Here is an 18,053-nt window from a genome sequence, read left to right as displayed (position 1 = left end):
GGAATGGATGAAAGTAGTGGCTTAACGGACTGATAAGCGTGAGAGTTACGCCCCGGAACAGCTACACGCCTTGGGCTTGGCTCTCTAATTCGCAGCCGTGATAAGACCCAAAAAAGGCCCGGACTTTCATCCGGGCCTTCAGGTTACGCTTCGTAGTGTAGCGTTTAATTAGCAACCGCGGGCGCGGGACCTTTCACGTATTTAGCTAGCCACGAATCCATTTCCCAGAGCATGTGCAGCAGGTTTTCGCGGGCCTGGTAGCTGTGAGCCTCGGCGGGCAGCACTACGTAGCGGGCCGTAGCGCCCTGGCCCTTGAGGGCCGCGTAAAAGCGCTCACTCTGAATGGGAAAGGTACCCGAGTTATTATCAGCCTCGCCGTGAATAAGCAAAATGGGCGTCTTGATTTTATCGGCAAAGTTGAAGGGCGACATGGCGTCGTACACGCCCTTAGCCTGCCAGTAGGTACGCTCCTCGCCCTGGAAGCCGAAGGGCGTGAGCGTGCGATTGTAGGCGCCGCTGCGGGCAATACCGGCCTTAAACAGGCTGGAGTGGGCTAGTAGGTTGGCCGTCATAAAGGCGCCGTAGCTGTGGCCCATCACGGCCACCCGGGCGGGGTCTACCACCCCTAGCCGCTGGCCCTCGTCGATGGCAGCCTTGGCGCTGCTTACCAGCTGCTCGGTGTACGTATCGTTGGGCTCGGCGGTGCCCTCGCCCACGATGGGCACCGTGGCATTTTCGAGCACGGCGTAGCCCTGCGTCACCCAGTACACCGGCGAGGCCCAGCTTACGCGGGTGAAGGTGTAGGGCGAGCCGCTCACCTGCCCGGCATTGGCTTTGTCCTTAAACTCGACCGGGTATGCCTCCATGAGCGTGGGTAGCGGGCCGTCAGTTTTCTTGTAGCCGGGCGGCAGGTAGAGGTTGGCCGTGAGGGCCACCCCATCGGCCCGCTTGTAGTGCAGCACCTGCTTGCGGAAGCTGCCGCCAAACTTGGCGTAGGGGTTAGCAAAATGCGTGAGGGCCAGCGGCGGGCTTTTCTTGCCCAGCTCGCGCAGGTAATAGTTAGGAGCCTGGTCGGCTGCCTCGCGGCGGGTCAGCAGCTCGGGCTGGCTTTTCTTGCCGTCGAACAGGGCCACCGGCACCTCGTAGTACGGCGCGGCCGACTGCCACAGGCGGGTCGTTTTGCCGGTTTGCAGGTTCCGCTCGTCTACGAAAGGCCGGTCGCCCTCGGGCGAGGCGCCCTGGCCCAGCAGGTAAAGTGCCTGCCCGCCCTGGGCTAGCCGCAGCACCGGGCGGCCCTGCGCGTTGCGCTGCGTAGCGGGCGAGCCGGGGTTGTGATACGTGTCCTGCGACGAGCCATCGAACAGCACTTTCAGCGGCTGGCCGGGCTGGCTCGGGTCGAGCTGCCAGGTGGTTTCGTGGCGGTCGGCCCAGCGGTAGCCATCCACCAGCGCCAGGTGGTCGGTGCCCCAGGTGAGGCCCGCGTAGCGCAGCGGCAAGGCCGCTAGCTCCTGCGGGCTGGTGAAGGGGGCAGCCAGTAGAAATACCTTGTCGCGCACATCGGCTTTCACTTTCGGGTCGCCGCCATCCTGCGCCTCGGCATAGCTGAGGGTAGCGGGAGCATCGGTGCGCCAGCCGTGGTCGCGCGGGCCGGTGGGCACGGCATCGAAGTTAGTGGGCACGTTGTCGGCCAGAGGCAGGTCGGCAATGGTTTTAACCATGCTGCCGCTCGCCAGGTCGAGCACATCTATCTTCTGCGGAAAGCTGCTGATGGGCAGCGTGTAGGAATAGGGCCGGTGCACATTGCGCACCAGCACGTAGCGGCCATCGGGCGAGGGCGAGGCCGTGCGCAGCACGCCAGGCTGGCCGAGCGGTTGCACGGTGCCATCGGCCAGCTTCACGCGCACCAGCTGTGAGGTGGCGTAGTAGTCGAAGATGCGCTCGTCGGCCGGGTTTTTCAGCAAATCCTGGTAGGTGCGGGCGCCCGACTTTTTACCACCGCCCGTTTCCTGCACGGCGGGGCCGGTGGGCGCGGCATCGGCGGCGGGCGCCGCGCCGCGGCCCACGGGCACCACCCTAGCCAGCAGCGTCTGGCTATCCGATACCCATTCGAAGGAATTACCAAACACGTCGTTGAGCGGTGTGGCGAGCAGGCGGTGAGCCGAATTAGTTGCTACATCAGCTACCCATAGCTCAACGCGGCCAGGAGTGCCGTCGGTAGCCGGCACCGTGAGCGCGAAGGCCAGGTGTTTATTATCGGGCGACCAGCTAGGGCTGCTAATCCGGGCCTGCGCGGGCAGACCCTGCACCGGCGTTTCGGCGCCGCTGGGCAGCTTTTTCAGCTGCATCCCCACTGCGTAGCTCACGCGGCTAGGGCCGTTGGTGCGCGGGTTGAGGCGCAGGCCGGCCAGCCGCAGCTCGGGCTGCGAAAGCTCGGCAATGGTCGGAAAATCCTGCACGGCCAGCACAGCCAGCACGCTGCCATCGCCCGCCAGGCTCACGCGGGGCGTGGGTGGGGCCAGCAGCAGGTCGCGGATAGCCGCTGGCGGCTCGTGGTATTGGGTTTCCTGGGCCATAGCCGGGGCTGCAAGAAGGAAAAAGACAGGTAAGATTTTTTTCATTGCCAGCTAGAGAGGTGTTAAAAAGAAGAACGTCATGCTGAGCCTGCGAAGCATCTTGCTCGCACCGCCCGGCCAATGACCCGGCAAATGCGCCTAAGATGCTTTGCAGGCTCAGCATGACGTTCAATGTTACGTCACGCTCAGCTATTTACTACTACAGCCGCCCGAAATTCAACCCCAGAATCAGCACAATGCCGATTACCATTAAAATCAGATACGTTTCGACCGAGCCGGTTTGCACGTTGCGCAGCAGCTGGCCGCCGGCCAGGGTCACGCGGCCCACACCGTTGGCGATGGGGTCGATAATACCGTTTTCGACAAACTTGTAGAGGCCGGTCGAGAGGGCCATCACCGGCTTCACGATAATGGTGTCGTAGAGCTCATCTACGTAGTATTTGTGGTACACCAGGTTCTCGGGGGCCGAGCGCTGGGCATCGTCTTCGGCCGGGCGCTGGGCGCGGGCCACGTACTGCACGTAAGCTAGCACAATGCCAATGACGGCTACCAGCACCGAGATACCCATTAGCATCAGTTCGGTGCTGTGCTCAGGCTCGGTGGTGAAGGCAGCGGGCAGAATCTGCTTGGAATAAGTGAAAATGGGGGCGAGGTAATCGGCCAGGTAGTGCTTGCCTACAAACATCGGCGCGCCCATAAAGCCACCTACGGCCGAGAGAATGGCCAGCACAATCAGCGGCAGCGTCATGCTGGCTGGCGACTCGTGCAGGTGGTGGCGCTGTTCTTCAGTGCCCCGGAACTCGCCGAAGAACGTGAGGAACAACAGGCGGAACATGTAGAAAGCCGTGAGGAACGACGTAAACACGCCGATGGCCCACATCACCTTGCTGTGCTCATACACGTGGCTCAGAATCTCATCTTTCGAGAAGAAGCCCGCGAATGGCGGAATGCCGCTGATGGCCAGGCAGCCAATGAGCATCGTCAAAAACGTGATGGGTAGCGCCTTGCGCAAGCCACCCATGCGGCGCATGTCCTGCTCGTTGCTCATGGCGTGAATGACCGAGCCGGCCCCCAGGAAGAGCAGCGCCTTGAAGAAGGCGTGGGTGAGCACGTGGAAAAACGACGAGGTGTAACCCATCACGCCCAGCGCCAGGAACATGTACCCTAGCTGCGACACCGTGGAGTAAGCCAGTACTTTTTTGATGTCGTTCTGAGCCAGGCCGATAGTAGCGGCGAAAAGCGCCGTAGCCAGGCCGATAATGCCGACAACTTCGAGCGTTTGGGGGGCTAGCGTGAAGAGCACGTTCGAGCGCAGCACCAGGTAGATGCCAGCCGTTACCATGGTCGCGGCGTGGATGAGCGCCGAAACCGGCGTGGGGCCGGCCATGGCGTCGGGCAGCCAGGTATAGAGCGGCAGCTGCGCCGATTTACCCATTGCACCCACAAAGAGCAGCAGCGTAATCACCGTGACGATGCTCACGGTGTACGGCCCGAACTGGCCCAGGCTAGCCTTCTGAAACACCTCGGCGTACTGCACTGAGTTGAAGGTCAGGTACATCAGGAAGATGCCGAGCAGGAAGCCCAGGTCACCCACGCGGTTGATGATGAAGGCTTTTTTCGCGGCGTTGTTGTAGCTGGTGTGCTTGTTCCAGAAGCCGATGAGCAGGTACGAGCACAAGCCCACGCCTTCCCAACCGATGAAAAGAATGACGAAATTGGCGCCCAGCACCAGAATCAACATACTGAACACGAACAGATTGAGGAAGCTGAAGAACTTCCCCACGTTCTCGTCGTGGTGCATGTACCCGATGCTGTAGATGTGGATGAGCGTGCCCACGCCCGTAATCAGCAGCAGCATGAGCAGACTCAGCTGGTCAATCTGGTAGCTGAAGGGAATTTGCAGCGAGCCCACTGAAATCCAGTCGAACAGGTTAACGGTGTATTGATACTGGAAATTCAGGAATAGATACAGCGACAAGCCGAAGGAGCCTAGCACGGCCAGCGTGCCGATGGCGCCGGCCACGGTACCCGACAACTTTCTATTCAACAGACCATTAAGCAAAAATCCCAGGAAAGGCAAGCCCGGAATAAGGACGTAGAGCAGGGTCGAAAAAGGCGCCGTGGCACCGGGGAGAACAGTTTCTTGCATAGTAAACTAACTAAACTAGACGGTTGTCATTGCGAGCCTGCGAAGCAATCGCACTAGAACAAGTCGGGCAGGTGCGATTGCTTCGCAGGCTCGCAATGACAGAGGGATTTTACCCCCGCAACCGGCTGAGCAGGTTGACGTCGGTATTCTGGAAGTTGCGGTAAATCATGACGATAATGCCCAGGCCTACTGCTACTTCGGCGGCGGCTACGGCCATGATGAAAAACACGAATATCTGACCGTTGGGGTCGGCGCGGTAGGCGGCAAAAGCCGTCAGCAGGATATTCACGGCGTTGAGCATCAGCTCGATGCACATGAAGATGATGATGGCATTGCGCCGGATGAGTACCCCCGTAACGCCGATGCAGAAGAGTGCGGTGGCGAAAAACACGTAGTACTGCAACGGCACTTCGTGAATGACGGCGGGAACAAGAGAAGCGTTGGTCATGGCAAGAAAGCTGCGGAAAAGCGCGACCGGCCTACGGCCGACCTAGCGGGCAAAGTTACACCGCAGATTCAAACGGATTAAACGGATTTCGCAGATACGCCCACTGCGTGGACTGACTAGGCGCGGCTTGCCGCTGGCAGCCATCCTTTCTTTGTATACCGCACGCACCAAGGGTAGTACTCTCTATAAGGAAGAGTAGGCAAAGCGTTTCTCCACCAACTTAGTCAGAAGAGTAAGAAAAGTCTTTTTCCACCAACTGAGTCAGCCTACCGCAGGCGGGCGTATCTACAAAATCTGTTTAATCCGTTTGAATCTGCGGTTAAAGTATTGGCGAAAGCCCTGCGTCTGCTTAGCCACAATGGAAGCACTAGCACTCCCCCTTCCCGCGCTTATGACAACCGCCGCCGGCCAGGACCAGCAGATTCAGGCCGCCGTGCGCGAGCAGCGCGGCCGCCTGCTGCGGTTTATCGAGCGGCGCGTGCCCGACCCCGACGAAGCCGAAGACATTCTGCAGGATGTCTTTGCCGAGCTCGTGGAAAGCTACCGGCTGCTCAAGCCGGTAGAGCAGGCCGCGGCCTGGCTGTTTCGGGTGGCCCGCAACCGCATTATTGACCGCTACCGGCGCGTGCCGGCGCAGCGCACGGTGTCGCTCGATGCGCCGCTGGGGGCTAGCACCGAAGGCGACGAGCCCAGCCGCCTGCTACAAGATGTGCTGCCCGCGCCCGACGACTCGCCCGAAAACCGCTTGCTGCGCGAAACCATCATGGATGCCCTCACCGATGCCCTGGCCGAGCTGCCGGCCGAGCAGCGCCAGGTATTTGTGTGGCACGAGCTGGAGGACAAGTCGTTCAACGATATGGTGGCCGAAACGGGCGTGCCGCTCAAAACGCTTATCTCCCGCAAGCACTACGCCGTGAAGCACCTACGCAAGCGGCTCCAAAAACTCTACGACGAGCTGTTTACCGACTAGCCCGCCGCTTTTTTCCTCGCTATAATTCCCTCCCCTCGATATGAACCGCTCTTTCTGGCTGAAAAAAGCCGTCAAATTCGTCTTTTTCGCGGCGCTGTTTGTGACCGTCGCCGGGTTTGTTACCATGAGCCTCTGGAACTGGCTCATGCCCATGCTGTTTCACTTGCCGCTGCTCACCTTCTGGCAGGCCCTGGGCCTGTTGCTGCTCAGCCGCCTCCTCACCGGAGGGTTTGGGCGCGGCGGGCGCGGCGGCTGGGCGCGGGGCCGCGCCTGGAAGCGCCAGATGGTGCAGCGCATGGAAGCCTTTTCGCCGGCCGAGCGCGAGCAGTTTCGGCAGCAGATGCGCAACCGCTGCGCCGGTGCCTGGGGCCGCCCCAGCCCCGCGGCGCCGGCCGAGCCGGCCGCCTAGCTACGCACTTGGCACTGGCTTTGCAAAGCCTGCTTATTATTCCATTTGTCCCAGCAAAAAGCCCGTCGGTTCGACGGGCTTTTTCTTTTTTGCCGAGAGGGCGAGCGGCTAGCCCGGCTTACTGCTGGCTGGCGCGGAAGAGCTTCTGCTTTTCTTCTTTCGACAGGCTTTCGTAGCCCGAGCGCGAAATCTTGTCCAGAATCAGGTCTACCTCCTCGGGCGGCGTAGCGCTAGGGGCCGTTTTACTGGCTGCGGCAGTAGCACGGCCTACCGAAACGGGGCTGCGGTGCGTCACCTTCATGGCCGGGCGGGGCTGGAAAAGGCGGCCAAACCAGTCGCCCACTGCCACCACCGGACGGCCCATGTCGCGGCCCGCCTTCAGCTGCTTAATGAAGACAAAGCCGAGCAGCGCGCCACCAAGGTGGGTGATTTCGCCACCAGGGTTGCCGCCATTAATTCCGGCCAGGGAAATCAACACCACGGCCAATGCTATCCACTTGATTTTGACGGGCCCTAGCAGAATAAGCATGAACGTATAATCGGGCAGAAGCGTAGCCGCCGCCACAATAATGGCCGTAACCGAAGCCGACGCGCCGATAACCGGCAGCCCTAGCCCAGGCTGCAACACCGGAATGAAATTGTAGGCCAGTAGGAAAAACAGTGCCCCGACCAGCGCCCCTAGCACGTAGATGCTCACCAGCCGGCGGTCGCCCAGATACTCGCGAATAAGCTGCCCAAACCAATAGAGGTTCAGCATATTAAAGAGAATGTGCAGGAAACCTTCGTGCACAAAAGCGTACGTGAGCAGCGTCCACGGATGGCGCAGCAGCACCATGCCATCGGACGACAAGGCCAGTTGGCGCATGATGAGCACATATACGCCACTAGTCTGGGTAATAAAAAATATTGCCTTTAGGATAATAAGCACCGCGAAAACCAGCGCATTACTAATAATGAGCTGATTGAGAGCATTATCGCGGCGCGAGAAGGCATCGCGGATATCCTGGGTGATACTCATTGCAGTGGTAGATTTTAGTAAAAGCGAGCGCGGCCGCTTTCCCAGAATTTAAGAATAATAAACCCAATCAGCAGCCCGCCGATGTGGGCAAAGTGCGCTACGTTGTCGCCGGGCGCCTGGTGCACGCCGCTGTATAGCTCGTAGGCCCCGTAAAAGAAAACAAAATACTTCGCCTTGACGGGAAACGGAATGAAGAGGAGAAACAGCTCCGTGTTGGGAAACAGGTAGGCAAAGGCGAATAGAATACCAAACAAGGCCCCGGAGGCCCCGAGCATTCCGGCGTGCGGCGAGTTGTGAATGACGTTGTATATCTGCTCCACGTGCTGCACAATAGCCTGCTTGAGCTCGGGGTCGTTGGGGTTGCGCTGCAAGGCGCCGGCAGCCGCCTCGTCTTCGGCCTGCTTGAACCCGCTCTGGGTCATAAACTGGTCGTAGTCGCCGGCATTGGGGCTGCGCACTACGTCCGTATATATGGCATCCAGCTTATGCAGCTCATAAGACCGCACGCCTTCGTAGAGCACGCCGGCCCCCACCCCACACATCAGCCAGAATGCCAGAAAGCGCTGCCCACCCCAACGCTGCTCCAGCAGCGGCCCGAAGGAAATGAGGCCAAACATATTGGAGAAAATATGCCCCCAGCTGCCGTGCAGGAACATATAGGTGAAGAGCTGCCAGAAATGGAAGTACGGCGACCCTAGCGCGTAGAGGCTGCCCAACTGCGTAATGGGAATGTTCCGCAAGTTTTCCTGCGCCAGGAAAACGGCCAGGTTTATCAGCAGCAGGTTGCGGACGGTAGGTGTGAGGTTGAACATAATTAGGAATACGGAGCAGCTGGTAGCCACAAAGGTCGCACCCGGCCGCTTACACGCCGGCTTTACGAAAAAAGGCGGCTAGCTGCTCGCCGTCGAGCAATACGACGGTGGGGCGGCCATCGGGGGTGTAATTGGGCACCTGGCAGGCAAATAGCTTGTCCACCAATGCATTCAGCTCTACATCGGGCAGGCGGGGTTGGCTCGTAGCCTGGGCCACGCGCCGGGCCAGCGCGCGGGCCAGCGCCTCGTGCCGGTCGAGGCGAAGCGGCGCAGCCCCGCTCCGAAACTGCTCAATTAACCCTTCCAGCAATTCCTTCTCGCCCTGCGCGGGCAGGTCGGCAGGCACCGCCTCGATAGCAATGGTGTGCGGCCCAAACTCGGCAAAACGAAACCCTAGCAAGTGCAGCGTAGGCGTGAGCTCGCCCAGCACGGCATAGTCGGCCGGCGAAAACGTGAGTGGGCGCGGAAACAGCAGCGCCTGCGAATGGCCCCCACCCTGCGCCTGCCCCGCCGTGTACTGCTCGTAGAGAATGCGTTCGCGGGCGGCCTCCTGGTCAATCAGCATCAGGCCCGACTTCACCGGCAGCAGCACGTAGCGGTTCAGCACCTGCGTGGCGCGGGGATTGTGCCCCCCACCGCTCATAGTCGGGCCGGAGCTAGCCGGGCCAGCGGCCTGCAGCCGGGGCCGCTCGGCCGGGCTCGGATGCGTGAAGGGAAGCTCGGGTAGCGGCGCTACCGGGGGTACCATCGTAACCGTGCCCGCGGGCGCCACCTCGTCGGCCGGGCGCACGGGCTGGCCCAGTTCGCGGTAAAAGGCTTCGAGGTCGCGCTTGGCCTGCTCGGTGGGGCGCGGGGGGCTAGCACGCTCGTCGGCCGTTTTGCGGCTGCCGCGCGCCGCAGCCGATACCGAAGCGGCCAGCGCGTCGGGGTTGAACTCGACGGCGCGGGTGGGCGGGGGCAGCGCGGCCCCGTCGCCCTTGGCAAAGCCCCCGCTTGCCCCTGCCGAAGTGCGCAGCGGTCGAATAGGCGCAAAATTCACATCGCCCTCAAAATCGAGCGAAGGCGTGAGGCTGTGCACGCCCAGCGCCTGCCGCACGGCTGCCCGCACCACGGCATACACCGTTTTCTCATCCTCAAATTTTATTTCCGTCTTCGTGGGGTGCACGTTGATGTCAATAGCCTTAGGGTCGAGCTCCAAAAACAGCACGTAGAACGGGTGCGTGTCGCGGGCCAGCAAGCCCTCGTAGGCAGCTAGCACAGCGTGGTTGAGGTAGGCCGAGCGGATAAAGCGGTTATTGACGAAGAAAAACTGGTCGCCGCGGCTCTTCTTCGCCGACTCGGGCTTGCCGATGTAGCCCTTCACTGTAATAAAAGGCGTAATCTCTTCGCAGTTTGCCAGTTGCTCTTTGTAATTATTGCCCAGCAGCGCCACAATGCGCTGGCTCAGCTTGCCGGCGGGCAGGCTAAATACTTCGAGGTCATTTTGGTAAAGTGAAAAGGCAATCTGCGGATTGGCCAGCGCCACGTGCTGAAACTCGTCGAGGATGTGACGCATCTCCACCGCATTGCTTTTCAAGAAGTTGCGACGTGCCGGCACGTTAAAAAACAAGTTTTTTACCGCGATACTTGTGCCGTCGGGGCAGGCTGTCGGCGTTTGGCTGCTCACCTGCGAGCCCTCTACCAGCAGCAGCGAGCCGGTTTCCTGCCCGCGCTGCTTGGTGCGGATTTCGACCTGCGCCACGGCCGCGATGCTGGCTAGGGCCTCGCCCCGGAAGCCCAGCGTACGAATGCGAAACAGGTCTTCGGTCGAGCGGATTTTGCTGGTGGCGTGGCGCTCCAGGCTCATGCGGGCATCGGTGGGCGACATGCCGGCGCCATCGTCAACCACTTGCACCAGCTGCTTGCCGGCTTCTTTCACAATAAGCTGCACTGAGGTAGCGCCCGCATCCACGGCGTTTTCAAGCAATTCTTTGACCACCGAGGCCGGGCGCTGCACCACCTCGCCCGCCGCAATCTGGTTGGCGAGGTACTCGGGCAGAAGTTGAATAATGTCGGGCATAAAGAGAGGGGCTAGCCGGAGCCAGCCCGTTTTTCCGGCTTCACGTAAGGCAATTAGCCAGCAGCACAGACGTTTTTCATCTGCCGCTCGTAGCTTACTGCCTACCTTTGCGGCCAATTTGGGCTAGCCGCCCAGGTTGCTTTCGGCTGTCTGAAGAGGTTTCGCTCCTAAGGAACCACCAAGGCTGGCCGGGGGTTCCGGCTCCGTTCGGTGGCAAAAGTAGCCGCTGCAAGCCGCCTTTTCTACCTCTAAAACTTCCCGCCTAGGGCTGATGCGCGTCGATTTCCGGTTTCTGTTTCTGGGGTTGCTGCTGGGTGCCACCGGGTTGCTGCTGGGTTTTTCGGAGCCCCGTAAGCCCCTGCCCGACCCGCTGCCCAGCGGCCCTGCCGAAACGCAGTGGGTAGACAGCGTCTTTAACGCGCTCACGCCCGACCAGCGGCTAGGCCAGTTTTTTATGGTGGCCGCCTACTCCAACCGTGAGAAGGCCCACGCCGACCGCATTGAGCGCCTGGTGCGCAACCAAGGCATCGGGGGCGTTATGTTTTTGCAGGGCGGGCCCAAGCGTCAGGTCATTATGACCAACCGCTTGCAGGCCGCCGCTAAGGTGCCGCTGCTCATCGCCACCGACGCCGAGTGGGGCCTCGACATGCGCCTCGACTCGACCTCGCACTTCGCCAAAGAAATGACGCTGGGTGCGATGGACGACGACCAATTGGTGTACCAGATGGGCCGCGACCTGGCCCACAAGCTGCGGGCACTGGGCGTGCACATCAACTTCGCGCCGGTGGTGGATGTCAATTCCAACCCCGGCAACCCCGTGATTGGCAACCGCTCGTTTGGCGAAAACCAGGACCGCGTGGCGGCGCTAGGGGTGCAGTATATCAAAGGCCTGCAAGACCAGCATGTCATTGCCGTAGCCAAGCACTTCCCCGGCCACGGCGACACCGACACCGACTCGCACGTGGCCCTGCCGGTGATAAATACCGACCTGGCTAGGCTCGAAAAGGTAGACCTGGTGCCGTTTCAGAAGTCGTTTGAGGCCGGAGCGCTGGGCGTGATGGTGGCCCACCTCTACATGCCGCTCTTCGACACCACCAATGCCAAAACGACTACGCTCTCGAAGGCGCTGGTGACGGGCTTGCTGCAGGAGCGCATGGGCTTTAAAGGTCTAATTTTCACCGATGCGCTGAACATGCGCAGCGTAAGCAAGCTCTACAAAGACGGCGAGCTCGACGCCATGGCCCTAGCCGCCGGCAACGACGTGCTGCTGTTTTCGGAAGATGTGCCGGCCGCCCTCATCCGCATCAAGGAAGCCGTGGCGGCGGGCCACCTCAACCAGGCCGACCTGGACCTGCGGGTCAAGAAAATATTGCGCGCCAAGTATTGGGCCGGGCTCAACAAGTACAAGCCAGTCAATGCCCTGACGCTACGCGACAGCTTGAATCTGCCTGAGTCGCGGGTGCTGTCGCAAACGATTTTTGAGCACGCCGTGACGGTGGTGAAGAACGAGGACAAGCTGCTGCCCCTGCAGCGGCTCGACACCTTGCGCATTGCGGCCATCACCATCGGCACCCAACCTGAGGGGCCCTACGCCACTATTTTCAACAAGTACCAGCCCGGCCCGGTGTACGCCGTGCCCGACCGCTACGCGCCCGACTCGACCTTCAGCCGCATCTACGCCCGGCTGGGCGATGCCAACGTGGTGGTTGTGAGCCTGCACCAGATGAACAACACCCCTAGCCACAGCTACGGCTTGGGTGAAGGAGCCTTGCGATTCCTGAAGAACCTGCAGGCCGACAAGCGCCGCAAAACGATAGTCGTGGCGATGGGTAACGCTTATGGCTTAAAATATCTGGAAAGCGCCCGCACGCTGGTGTGCGGCTACGAGGACCACTACGCGGCCCAGCTCGTGGTGCCGCAGGTGTTGTTTGGAGCGTTACCGGCTAGGGGCCATTTGCCCGTCACGGTGTCGGAAACGCTGAAAATTGGCACCGGCATTGCCACGCCCGAGCTGCACCGCCTGCGCTATGCGGCGCCGGAGCGCGAGGGACTGAACTCGAAGGTGATGAGTCAGATTGACCACATTGCCCTCGAAAGCATTGTAACGGCCGCCACCCCCGGCTGCCAGGTGCTTATCGCCAAAAACGGCACCGTGGTATTTGACCAGAGCTATGGCTACGGTACCTACGACCAGAGCCAGCCCGTCACCAACAGCACGCTCTACGACTTGGCTTCGGTGACGAAAGTGGCCGGTACCCTACAGGCTATCATGTACTTAAAGGACCAGGGCCGGCTGAACCTGGATGAGAAAGTAAGCACCTACCTGCCCGAAATGCAGCGCACCAACAAGCGCGACGCCACCGTGCGCGATGTGTTGCTGCACCAGGCGGGCCTCAAGCCCGGCATCCCAACCTGGGAGCGCACCGTACGCGACGGCACCCTGAAGCCGTCGTACTACTCCAGCCTGCGCAACGAGGATTTCCCGAACGAAGTGGCGCCCGGCGAGTTCTCTATTAAGGCAGCCGACGACTCGGTGTGGGCCTGGACGCTGCGCTCGCAGCTGCTGCCCAAGGTGCGCGGCAAGTATCCGGTCGAGTATTCTGACCTGAGCTTCATCATCATGAAGCGCCTGAGCGAGAAGCTGCTAGGGCAGCCCCTGGCCGAGTTCTTGCCTAAAGCGTTTTACAAGCCGCTGGGGCTGGCTACGATGACATACAACCCGCTCACGCGCTTCCCCAAAGACTGCATCGCACCTACCGAAAACGATACCTACTACCGCCGCGAACAGCTGCAGGGTACTGTGCACGACCAAACAGCGGCCCTGGTGGGCGGCGTGGGCGGCCACGCCGGCCTTTTCGCCACCGCCAATGACCTGGCCGTGCTGATGCAGATGAACCTGCAAAATGGAAAATATGGCGGCAACGTATATTTTCAGAATCCGGTAGTGACCGAGTTTTCGCGCCCGCAGGTGGCCGGCAATAAGCGCGGCTTGGGCTGGGACCGCGGCGACCCGAGCAAGCCTGAGGGACCCACCAGCCGGCTAGCCCCCGCCAGCACCTTCGGCCACACCGGCTTCACGGGCACCTGCGTGTGGCTCGACCCAGACAACCAGATTCTCTACGTCTTCCTCTCCAACCGCGTGTACCCCGACGCGGGCAACATCAAGCTGCGGACGTATAATATCCGCACTCGCATCCAGGAAGTGATTTATAAGGCGATGGCGCAGAATAAGCCCGCGCAGGCTAGCGGCGCGGTGGGCGGGCAGTAGTGACGCTGGTTTAACCGACGCAAGCATAACATAGCGTAGCTTGTGTCAGCGAAGAGATTGCCAGTGACTAATCTATTTTTTATTTTTTGGTGGAAGGCCGCCCTCATTGGTTACTGCTAAGGGCAGTAGTTCAGCTATTACTTCGGAAAGTCCTCCCATTGTCACTCTACCCGTTTGCATGGTGCAAAAACCAAGTGCCTCTACGGTCAGAAGCCGCGCGCTGGCACAGCCTACCCAGCCTAACTTAAAAATACCTTTTTCATCGCATACTACTTCCTTAGTCTTCAGCGCAATACTATGGCAATCATAGTAAGCAACATGAATAACTGCCTTGCTAATAGGCTTCTTTGTTGCTCCGTCGATTACGCGTCCTTCTACATAGGTAGCAATGGTATCAAAATAGGAAGTAGTTACTGCGCTAATTTTTCCACAGGCAGTGGAATCAATACTAGGCGCCCACCGCTGGGCTTGAGCCTCTGACACGATACCTAGAATTACGAAAACAGCTAGTAGCGTCTTGCTCATCTTTTTACAGTAAGTAGCTGTTAAGTAAACTACTGCGGCGCCGTCCACATGTTATCGGTGGGGTAGCTGTCGGGCACGTAGAGGCTGCCTAGGGTTACTTTCGTGATGGTGCGGCCGCTGCGCACGGGCAGCGTTACGGTTTTGGCGTCGTCTTTCCACACGGCGATGCTGCGGTGAATTTTCTCTTCCGTGCCGTTGTCGAAGGTCACGGTCAGGTCGATGGGCACGGGCTTGCTGCCTTTGGCGGTGACGGTTATCTGGGCGGGTTTGTCGGCGGGACGCACTACGGTCGTGATGGCCAGGTCGGGGTAGCCGCTGTCGAAAAACCAGCGCTGCCAGAACCAGTCGAGGTTCTGGCCCGCGCCGGCGTTCATCGAGTAGAAGAAGTCGTAGGGCATGGGGTGCTTGCCGTGCCAGGTGCGGATGTAGGTGTGCAAGGCCTTGGTAAACAGCTCATCACCGAGCATATCCTTTACGTAGAGGTACCCTAGCCCCGGCTTGGGATACGAGTTGAGGAAGAACGGCGCGCCACTTTGCTGGGTCGTAAGGGTCACGATGGGGAGGTCGTCCTCGGTGCCGGCGGCGTGGGCGTAGGGTACCATGCCGTAGTCGTCGATAAGGCCGGGCTGGATGATGGACGAGATTATCCACTCGCCGATGGTGGCCCAGCCCTCGTCCATCCAGCCGTATTTCGTCTCGTTGATGCCCATGTAGAACGGGAACATCGTGTGGAAAATCTCGTGGTCGGTGAGCGTGATGGCCTCCTCGCGGGTGCGGGTGGGGTTGTCGTTCACCATCATCGGGTACTCCATCTGGTCGAGGCCGTCGAACACCGTTTCGTGATTGTAGGGGTAAGGCCACTTGGGAAAGGTGTAGCTCATGGCCTGCACCGTGCGCCGGGCTATTTCAATCACGTCGCGGAAGTCGTGGTGCTTGGTGTTGTACACGGCATCGACGCGGGTGCGGCGCTTGGTGGCGGGGTCCACCACGAGGCTGGTCGACTGCCACACGTAGTGCTCGGAAGTTGCAAAGGCAAAGTCGGTTACGTCGCGCGCGTCGAAGTGCCAGGTGTTGTCGCCACGGCCGGCGGTGTAGTCGTGGCGGCGTAGGTCGGTGCTGTCGATGATGGTGACGATGCCATCCTTTGTGCTAGCCTCGTGCAGGCGGTTTACGTACTTTTTGGTGAGCACCTGGCTGGCATTGGTGAGGTCGCCGGTGGCCCATACCACGTAGTTGCGCGGCATGGTAATATCAACCGAGAAGTGGCAGAAGTCATTATAGAACTCCGGGCCGCCGAGGTAAGGCACTTTGTTCCAGCCATCTATATCATCGTACACCGCAATGCGCGGGAAGAAATAGGCGATGAACGCCGCGCCCGGCTCAATCTCGCCGGTGCGTTGGTGCGAGCCCTCGTTGAGAATGTAGGAGTAGTCGATGGCCACTTCCACCGTTTGCCCCGGCCCGAGGGGCTGGGCGAGCGGCACAGTCATGTTGGTATTCTCGATGGCCAGCGACTTCACATCAATTTCCTGCCCGGCTAGGCTGAGCCTGGAAATCGAAACGCCCGTGCCGGTATCCTCAGCGCGAAACTTGGTGGTGCGCGGCGCGCCAGCCTGGTAGAGGTTGGGGTAGAGCTTAAACCAGAGCTCGTGCAACTCGTCGGGGCTGTTGTTCTGGTACACGATTTTCACCTCTCCCTCCAGCTTGCGCGTGGCGGGATTAAACACCACCTCGATGTTATAATCGGCCGTGTTTTGCCAGTAGTGCGGGCCAGGGCGGCCATCGGGGCTGCGGGTGCCCTTGTCATAGGTGGCGCGCAGGTTGCGCGGCATCGGCAGGGCGGTTTGGGCAAAGCTGGCCGCGTGCGTGAGCACAAGCAGCACCAGCAACAGCGGGCGGGAAAAGCGGGCAGTATTTTTCAACAAAGCAGGCTAAAATGTAGCGTCTGTGAAGCGCTAGGGTCATTTTTCAGCAACCCCGGCCACTCTAGCTACTAACGCAAAAAACGGCCTGACGCTGCAAGCCGCGCCGCAAAAATAGCCCCAACGGCAGGCTGGCCCGACGAGCATCGGACCAGAGCCTACCGTTAGGGCCGGGAAGTCAATTCGCCGCTGGCTAACCCCTACTCCACCCGCTGCAGGGCGAGGTCCTGAAAATCGTAGCTAAAATCGGTGAGGGGCGAAATCGGCTTCATCTTGATGCTGGCGGCGCGGCCCTGCTGGTCGAGGGCAAAATCGGCAAAGGCATCGGCATTAAAGCTGCGGGCCTTCCAGCGCACCACGTAGGTATTGCCAGTGTAAGGCAGCAGCTGGCCCACCAGGCGCGGAGCGCGCACGGCCTTCATCCACAGCTGGTTGCTCTGCTTATAAATGTTTACATCGCCCAGCCAAGCATCGTGGTAACGGCCTACGAAGGCCGTGTAGCTAGGGTGCTTGCCAGCGGCTTTTTGGGCGGCAGCCACCTGCTGCCACACCGCAACGGTAGTTTTGTCGGCATCGGCGTTGCGCGTTTTCAGGCGGTCTACCAGCAGCTGCACGCGGTCGAGGCCGGTTACGCCCAGGTAGTGGTCTTCAATGGTACTGGAAATGGCCGTGAAGGCCGCACCGTTTTCCTGGTTGGTGAGCACGATAATACCCAGGTGCAGCTCCGGAATCAGCTTTACTTCGGTGACCATGCCGATTTCGCCGCCGGTGTGCGACACCTCCTTATAGCCGCGCACATCGCGCAAAAACCACCCTAGCCCGTAGGCGGCAAAGTGCGTGTTGTAGGGCGAAGGCGCCGAGCTAACCGGCAGAATAGTTTGCGGTGTCCACAGTTCGTTCAGGGTGGCCGGCTTGAGCAGCGGGGCCGGGGCACCCGGCCCACCCATCAGCATCATTGCCCACTTGCTCAGGTCGGCTACGCTGCTGTAGATGCCGCCGGCGGGGCCTAGCAGCGTATTCAGGTCGCGCCGAATTACTTGTATTTTGCCATCGACCGGCCCGTGGGCATCAATCACGTTGGTAGGGTCGGGCAGGCGGGCATACACGGTAGCGCTGCGGCTCATACCCAGCGGCTTCAGCAAGCGGGTTTCGACAAACGTGTTCCAGGGCTGACCGCTCACCCGCGCCACTACTTCGCCGGCCACGATGTAGAGGCTGTTATCATAATCGAACTTGCTGCGAAACGACGATACGGGCTTAAAATAGCGCAGGCTGTGAATGACATCGGCCGTCGTAAAGTCGGCCGAATCCGGAAACTGCATCAGGTCGCCGGCCCCGAGGCCCAGGCCGCTGCGGTGGCACAGCAGGTCGCGCACCGTGAATTCGGCCGTCGCGTAGGGGTCGTACATCTGAAACTCAGGGATGTACTTGGTCACCTTGTCATCCCAGTGCAGTTTGCCTTCCTCCACCAGCAGGCCTAGCGCGGCGGTGGTGAAGGCTTTGGTGTTAGAAGCAATGCCGAAAAGCGTGTTGGCATCGACTGGCTCCTTGGTTTTCAGCGAGCGCACGCCGTAGCCTTTGGCCATCACCACCTGCCCATCCTTGACCACGGCTACGGCAATACCGGGCACGTCGAAGGCTTTGAGGGTGCGAGCCACGGTGGCGTCTACGGCCGCCACGTCGAGGGGTGTGGCAGCGGGTGGCGCGGTTTGGGCCCTGGCGGCCGAGTGCCACAAAGCGGCTGAAAGTAAGAGCGTAAAAAGGCTTGTTTTCATAAAGAAGACGGAGAACTACTGAAGGTGAACCAAGCGGCGACTTCTACCGCCACAAATAACGTGAGCGGCCTGCCATTCTACGCAAAAGCGGCTATAAAACAAGTAGATGCACCTGCCTTATAGCC

General features: G+C 60.2%; 12 protein-coding genes. 3 read left to right on the top strand and 9 right to left on the bottom strand.

Annotated features, from left to right (window positions below):
• Window positions 1-164: 164 nt before the first annotated feature.
• The 3 genes from J4D99_RS14435 to nuoK all read right to left on the bottom strand — a co-directional run bounded on the left by J4D99_RS14435 (window position 165) and on the right by nuoK (window position 5,170).
• A complete protein-coding gene (locus J4D99_RS14435; protein ID WP_236018674.1) occupies window positions 165-2,573 on the bottom strand; it encodes an alpha/beta hydrolase family protein in 2,409 nt (802 codons plus the stop codon).
• Window positions 2,574-2,772: 199 nt separating this feature from the next.
• A complete protein-coding gene (gene nuoL / locus J4D99_RS14430; protein ID WP_208132435.1) occupies window positions 2,773-4,722 on the bottom strand; it encodes an NADH-quinone oxidoreductase subunit L in 1,950 nt (649 codons plus the stop codon).
• A 109-nt stretch (window positions 4,723-4,831) separates the two neighbouring features.
• The gene (gene nuoK, locus J4D99_RS14425) at window positions 4,832-5,170 is read right to left on the bottom strand and encodes an NADH-quinone oxidoreductase subunit NuoK (protein WP_208132434.1); all 339 of its coding nucleotides are present in this window, start codon (window positions 5,168-5,170) and stop codon (window positions 4,832-4,834) included.
• 391 nt (window positions 5,171-5,561) lie between these two features.
• Here nuoK and J4D99_RS14420 point away from each other — a divergent pair, with 391 nt between their 5' ends.
• A complete protein-coding gene (locus tag J4D99_RS14420) occupies window positions 5,562-6,140 on the top strand; it encodes an RNA polymerase sigma factor (protein ID WP_208132433.1) in 579 nt (192 codons plus the stop codon).
• A gap of 40 nt (window positions 6,141-6,180) precedes the next feature.
• Entirely contained in the window at window positions 6,181-6,549 is a 369-nt protein-coding gene (locus tag J4D99_RS14415) for a hypothetical protein (RefSeq protein WP_208132432.1), read from the top strand.
• 118 nt (window positions 6,550-6,667) lie between these two features.
• On the opposite strand, the gene J4D99_RS14410 is transcribed toward J4D99_RS14415, so the two are convergent.
• Genes J4D99_RS14410 through mutL form a run of 3 tightly spaced genes read right to left on the bottom strand, consistent with a single transcriptional unit; the run spans window position 6,668 to window position 10,438 of the window.
• Window positions 6,668-7,567 (bottom strand): rhomboid family intramembrane serine protease, encoded by a 900-nt coding sequence (locus J4D99_RS14410; protein WP_208132431.1) that lies wholly within the window; start codon window positions 7,565-7,567, stop codon window positions 6,668-6,670.
• 14 nt (window positions 7,568-7,581) lie between these two features.
• On the bottom strand, window positions 7,582-8,379 hold the full coding sequence (locus J4D99_RS14405; RefSeq protein WP_208132430.1) for a rhomboid family intramembrane serine protease: 798 nt from the start codon (window positions 8,377-8,379) through the stop codon (window positions 7,582-7,584).
• Between the two features lie 49 nt (window positions 8,380-8,428).
• Window positions 8,429-10,438, bottom strand: coding sequence for a DNA mismatch repair endonuclease MutL (mutL, locus tag J4D99_RS14400; RefSeq protein WP_208132429.1), 2,010 nt, complete (start codon window positions 10,436-10,438; stop codon window positions 8,429-8,431).
• A 271-nt stretch (window positions 10,439-10,709) separates the two neighbouring features.
• Between mutL and J4D99_RS14395 the strand changes: the two genes are divergently transcribed.
• On the top strand, window positions 10,710-13,706 hold the full coding sequence (locus J4D99_RS14395; RefSeq protein WP_208132428.1) for a serine hydrolase domain-containing protein: 2,997 nt from the start codon (window positions 10,710-10,712) through the stop codon (window positions 13,704-13,706).
• Window positions 13,707-13,778: 72 nt separating this feature from the next.
• Here J4D99_RS14395 and J4D99_RS14390 read toward each other — a convergent pair whose 3' ends face one another.
• The 3 genes from J4D99_RS14390 to J4D99_RS14380 all read right to left on the bottom strand — a co-directional run bounded on the left by J4D99_RS14390 (window position 13,779) and on the right by J4D99_RS14380 (window position 17,928).
• The gene (locus J4D99_RS14390) at window positions 13,779-14,231 is read right to left on the bottom strand and encodes a hypothetical protein (protein ID WP_208132427.1); all 453 of its coding nucleotides are present in this window, start codon (window positions 14,229-14,231) and stop codon (window positions 13,779-13,781) included.
• A gap of 29 nt (window positions 14,232-14,260) precedes the next feature.
• On the bottom strand, window positions 14,261-16,153 hold the full coding sequence (locus tag J4D99_RS14385; protein ID WP_236018673.1) for a M1 family metallopeptidase: 1,893 nt from the start codon (window positions 16,151-16,153) through the stop codon (window positions 14,261-14,263).
• A gap of 200 nt (window positions 16,154-16,353) precedes the next feature.
• Window positions 16,354-17,928, bottom strand: coding sequence for a serine hydrolase (locus tag J4D99_RS14380; RefSeq protein ID WP_208132426.1), 1,575 nt, complete (start codon window positions 17,926-17,928; stop codon window positions 16,354-16,356).
• Window positions 17,929-18,053 lie beyond the last annotated feature (125 nt).

It is taken from the genome of Hymenobacter sp. BT559, assembly GCF_017571525.1.
Lineage (GTDB): Bacteria > Bacteroidota > Bacteroidia > Cytophagales > Hymenobacteraceae > Hymenobacter > Hymenobacter ginsengisoli.
Note: the sequence above shows the minus strand (reverse complement) of the source record. Positions and strands in the feature narration are given on the sequence as shown.

Excerpts from the sequence above, each read along its gene's own strand:
- J4D99_RS14435 (WP_236018674.1), bottom strand. The coding sequence starts at position 2,573 with ATGGCCCAGGAAACCCAATACCACGAGCCGCCAGCGGCTATCCGCGAC.
- nuoL (WP_208132435.1), bottom strand. The coding sequence starts at position 4,722 with ATGCAAGAAACTGTTCTCCCCGGTGCCACGGCGCCTTTTTCGACCCTG.
- nuoK (WP_208132434.1), bottom strand. The coding sequence starts at position 5,170 with ATGACCAACGCTTCTCTTGTTCCCGCCGTCATTCACGAAGTGCCGTTG.
- J4D99_RS14420 (WP_208132433.1), top strand. The coding sequence starts at position 5,562 with ATGACAACCGCCGCCGGCCAGGACCAGCAGATTCAGGCCGCCGTGCGC.
- J4D99_RS14415 (WP_208132432.1), top strand. The coding sequence starts at position 6,181 with ATGAACCGCTCTTTCTGGCTGAAAAAAGCCGTCAAATTCGTCTTTTTC.
- J4D99_RS14410 (WP_208132431.1), bottom strand. The coding sequence starts at position 7,567 with ATGAGTATCACCCAGGATATCCGCGATGCCTTCTCGCGCCGCGATAAT.
- J4D99_RS14405 (WP_208132430.1), bottom strand. The coding sequence starts at position 8,379 with ATGTTCAACCTCACACCTACCGTCCGCAACCTGCTGCTGATAAACCTG.
- mutL (WP_208132429.1), bottom strand. The coding sequence starts at position 10,438 with ATGCCCGACATTATTCAACTTCTGCCCGAGTACCTCGCCAACCAGATT.
- J4D99_RS14395 (WP_208132428.1), top strand. The coding sequence starts at position 10,710 with ATGCGCGTCGATTTCCGGTTTCTGTTTCTGGGGTTGCTGCTGGGTGCC.
- J4D99_RS14390 (WP_208132427.1), bottom strand. The coding sequence starts at position 14,231 with ATGAGCAAGACGCTACTAGCTGTTTTCGTAATTCTAGGTATCGTGTCA.
- J4D99_RS14380 (WP_208132426.1), bottom strand. The coding sequence starts at position 17,928 with ATGAAAACAAGCCTTTTTACGCTCTTACTTTCAGCCGCTTTGTGGCAC.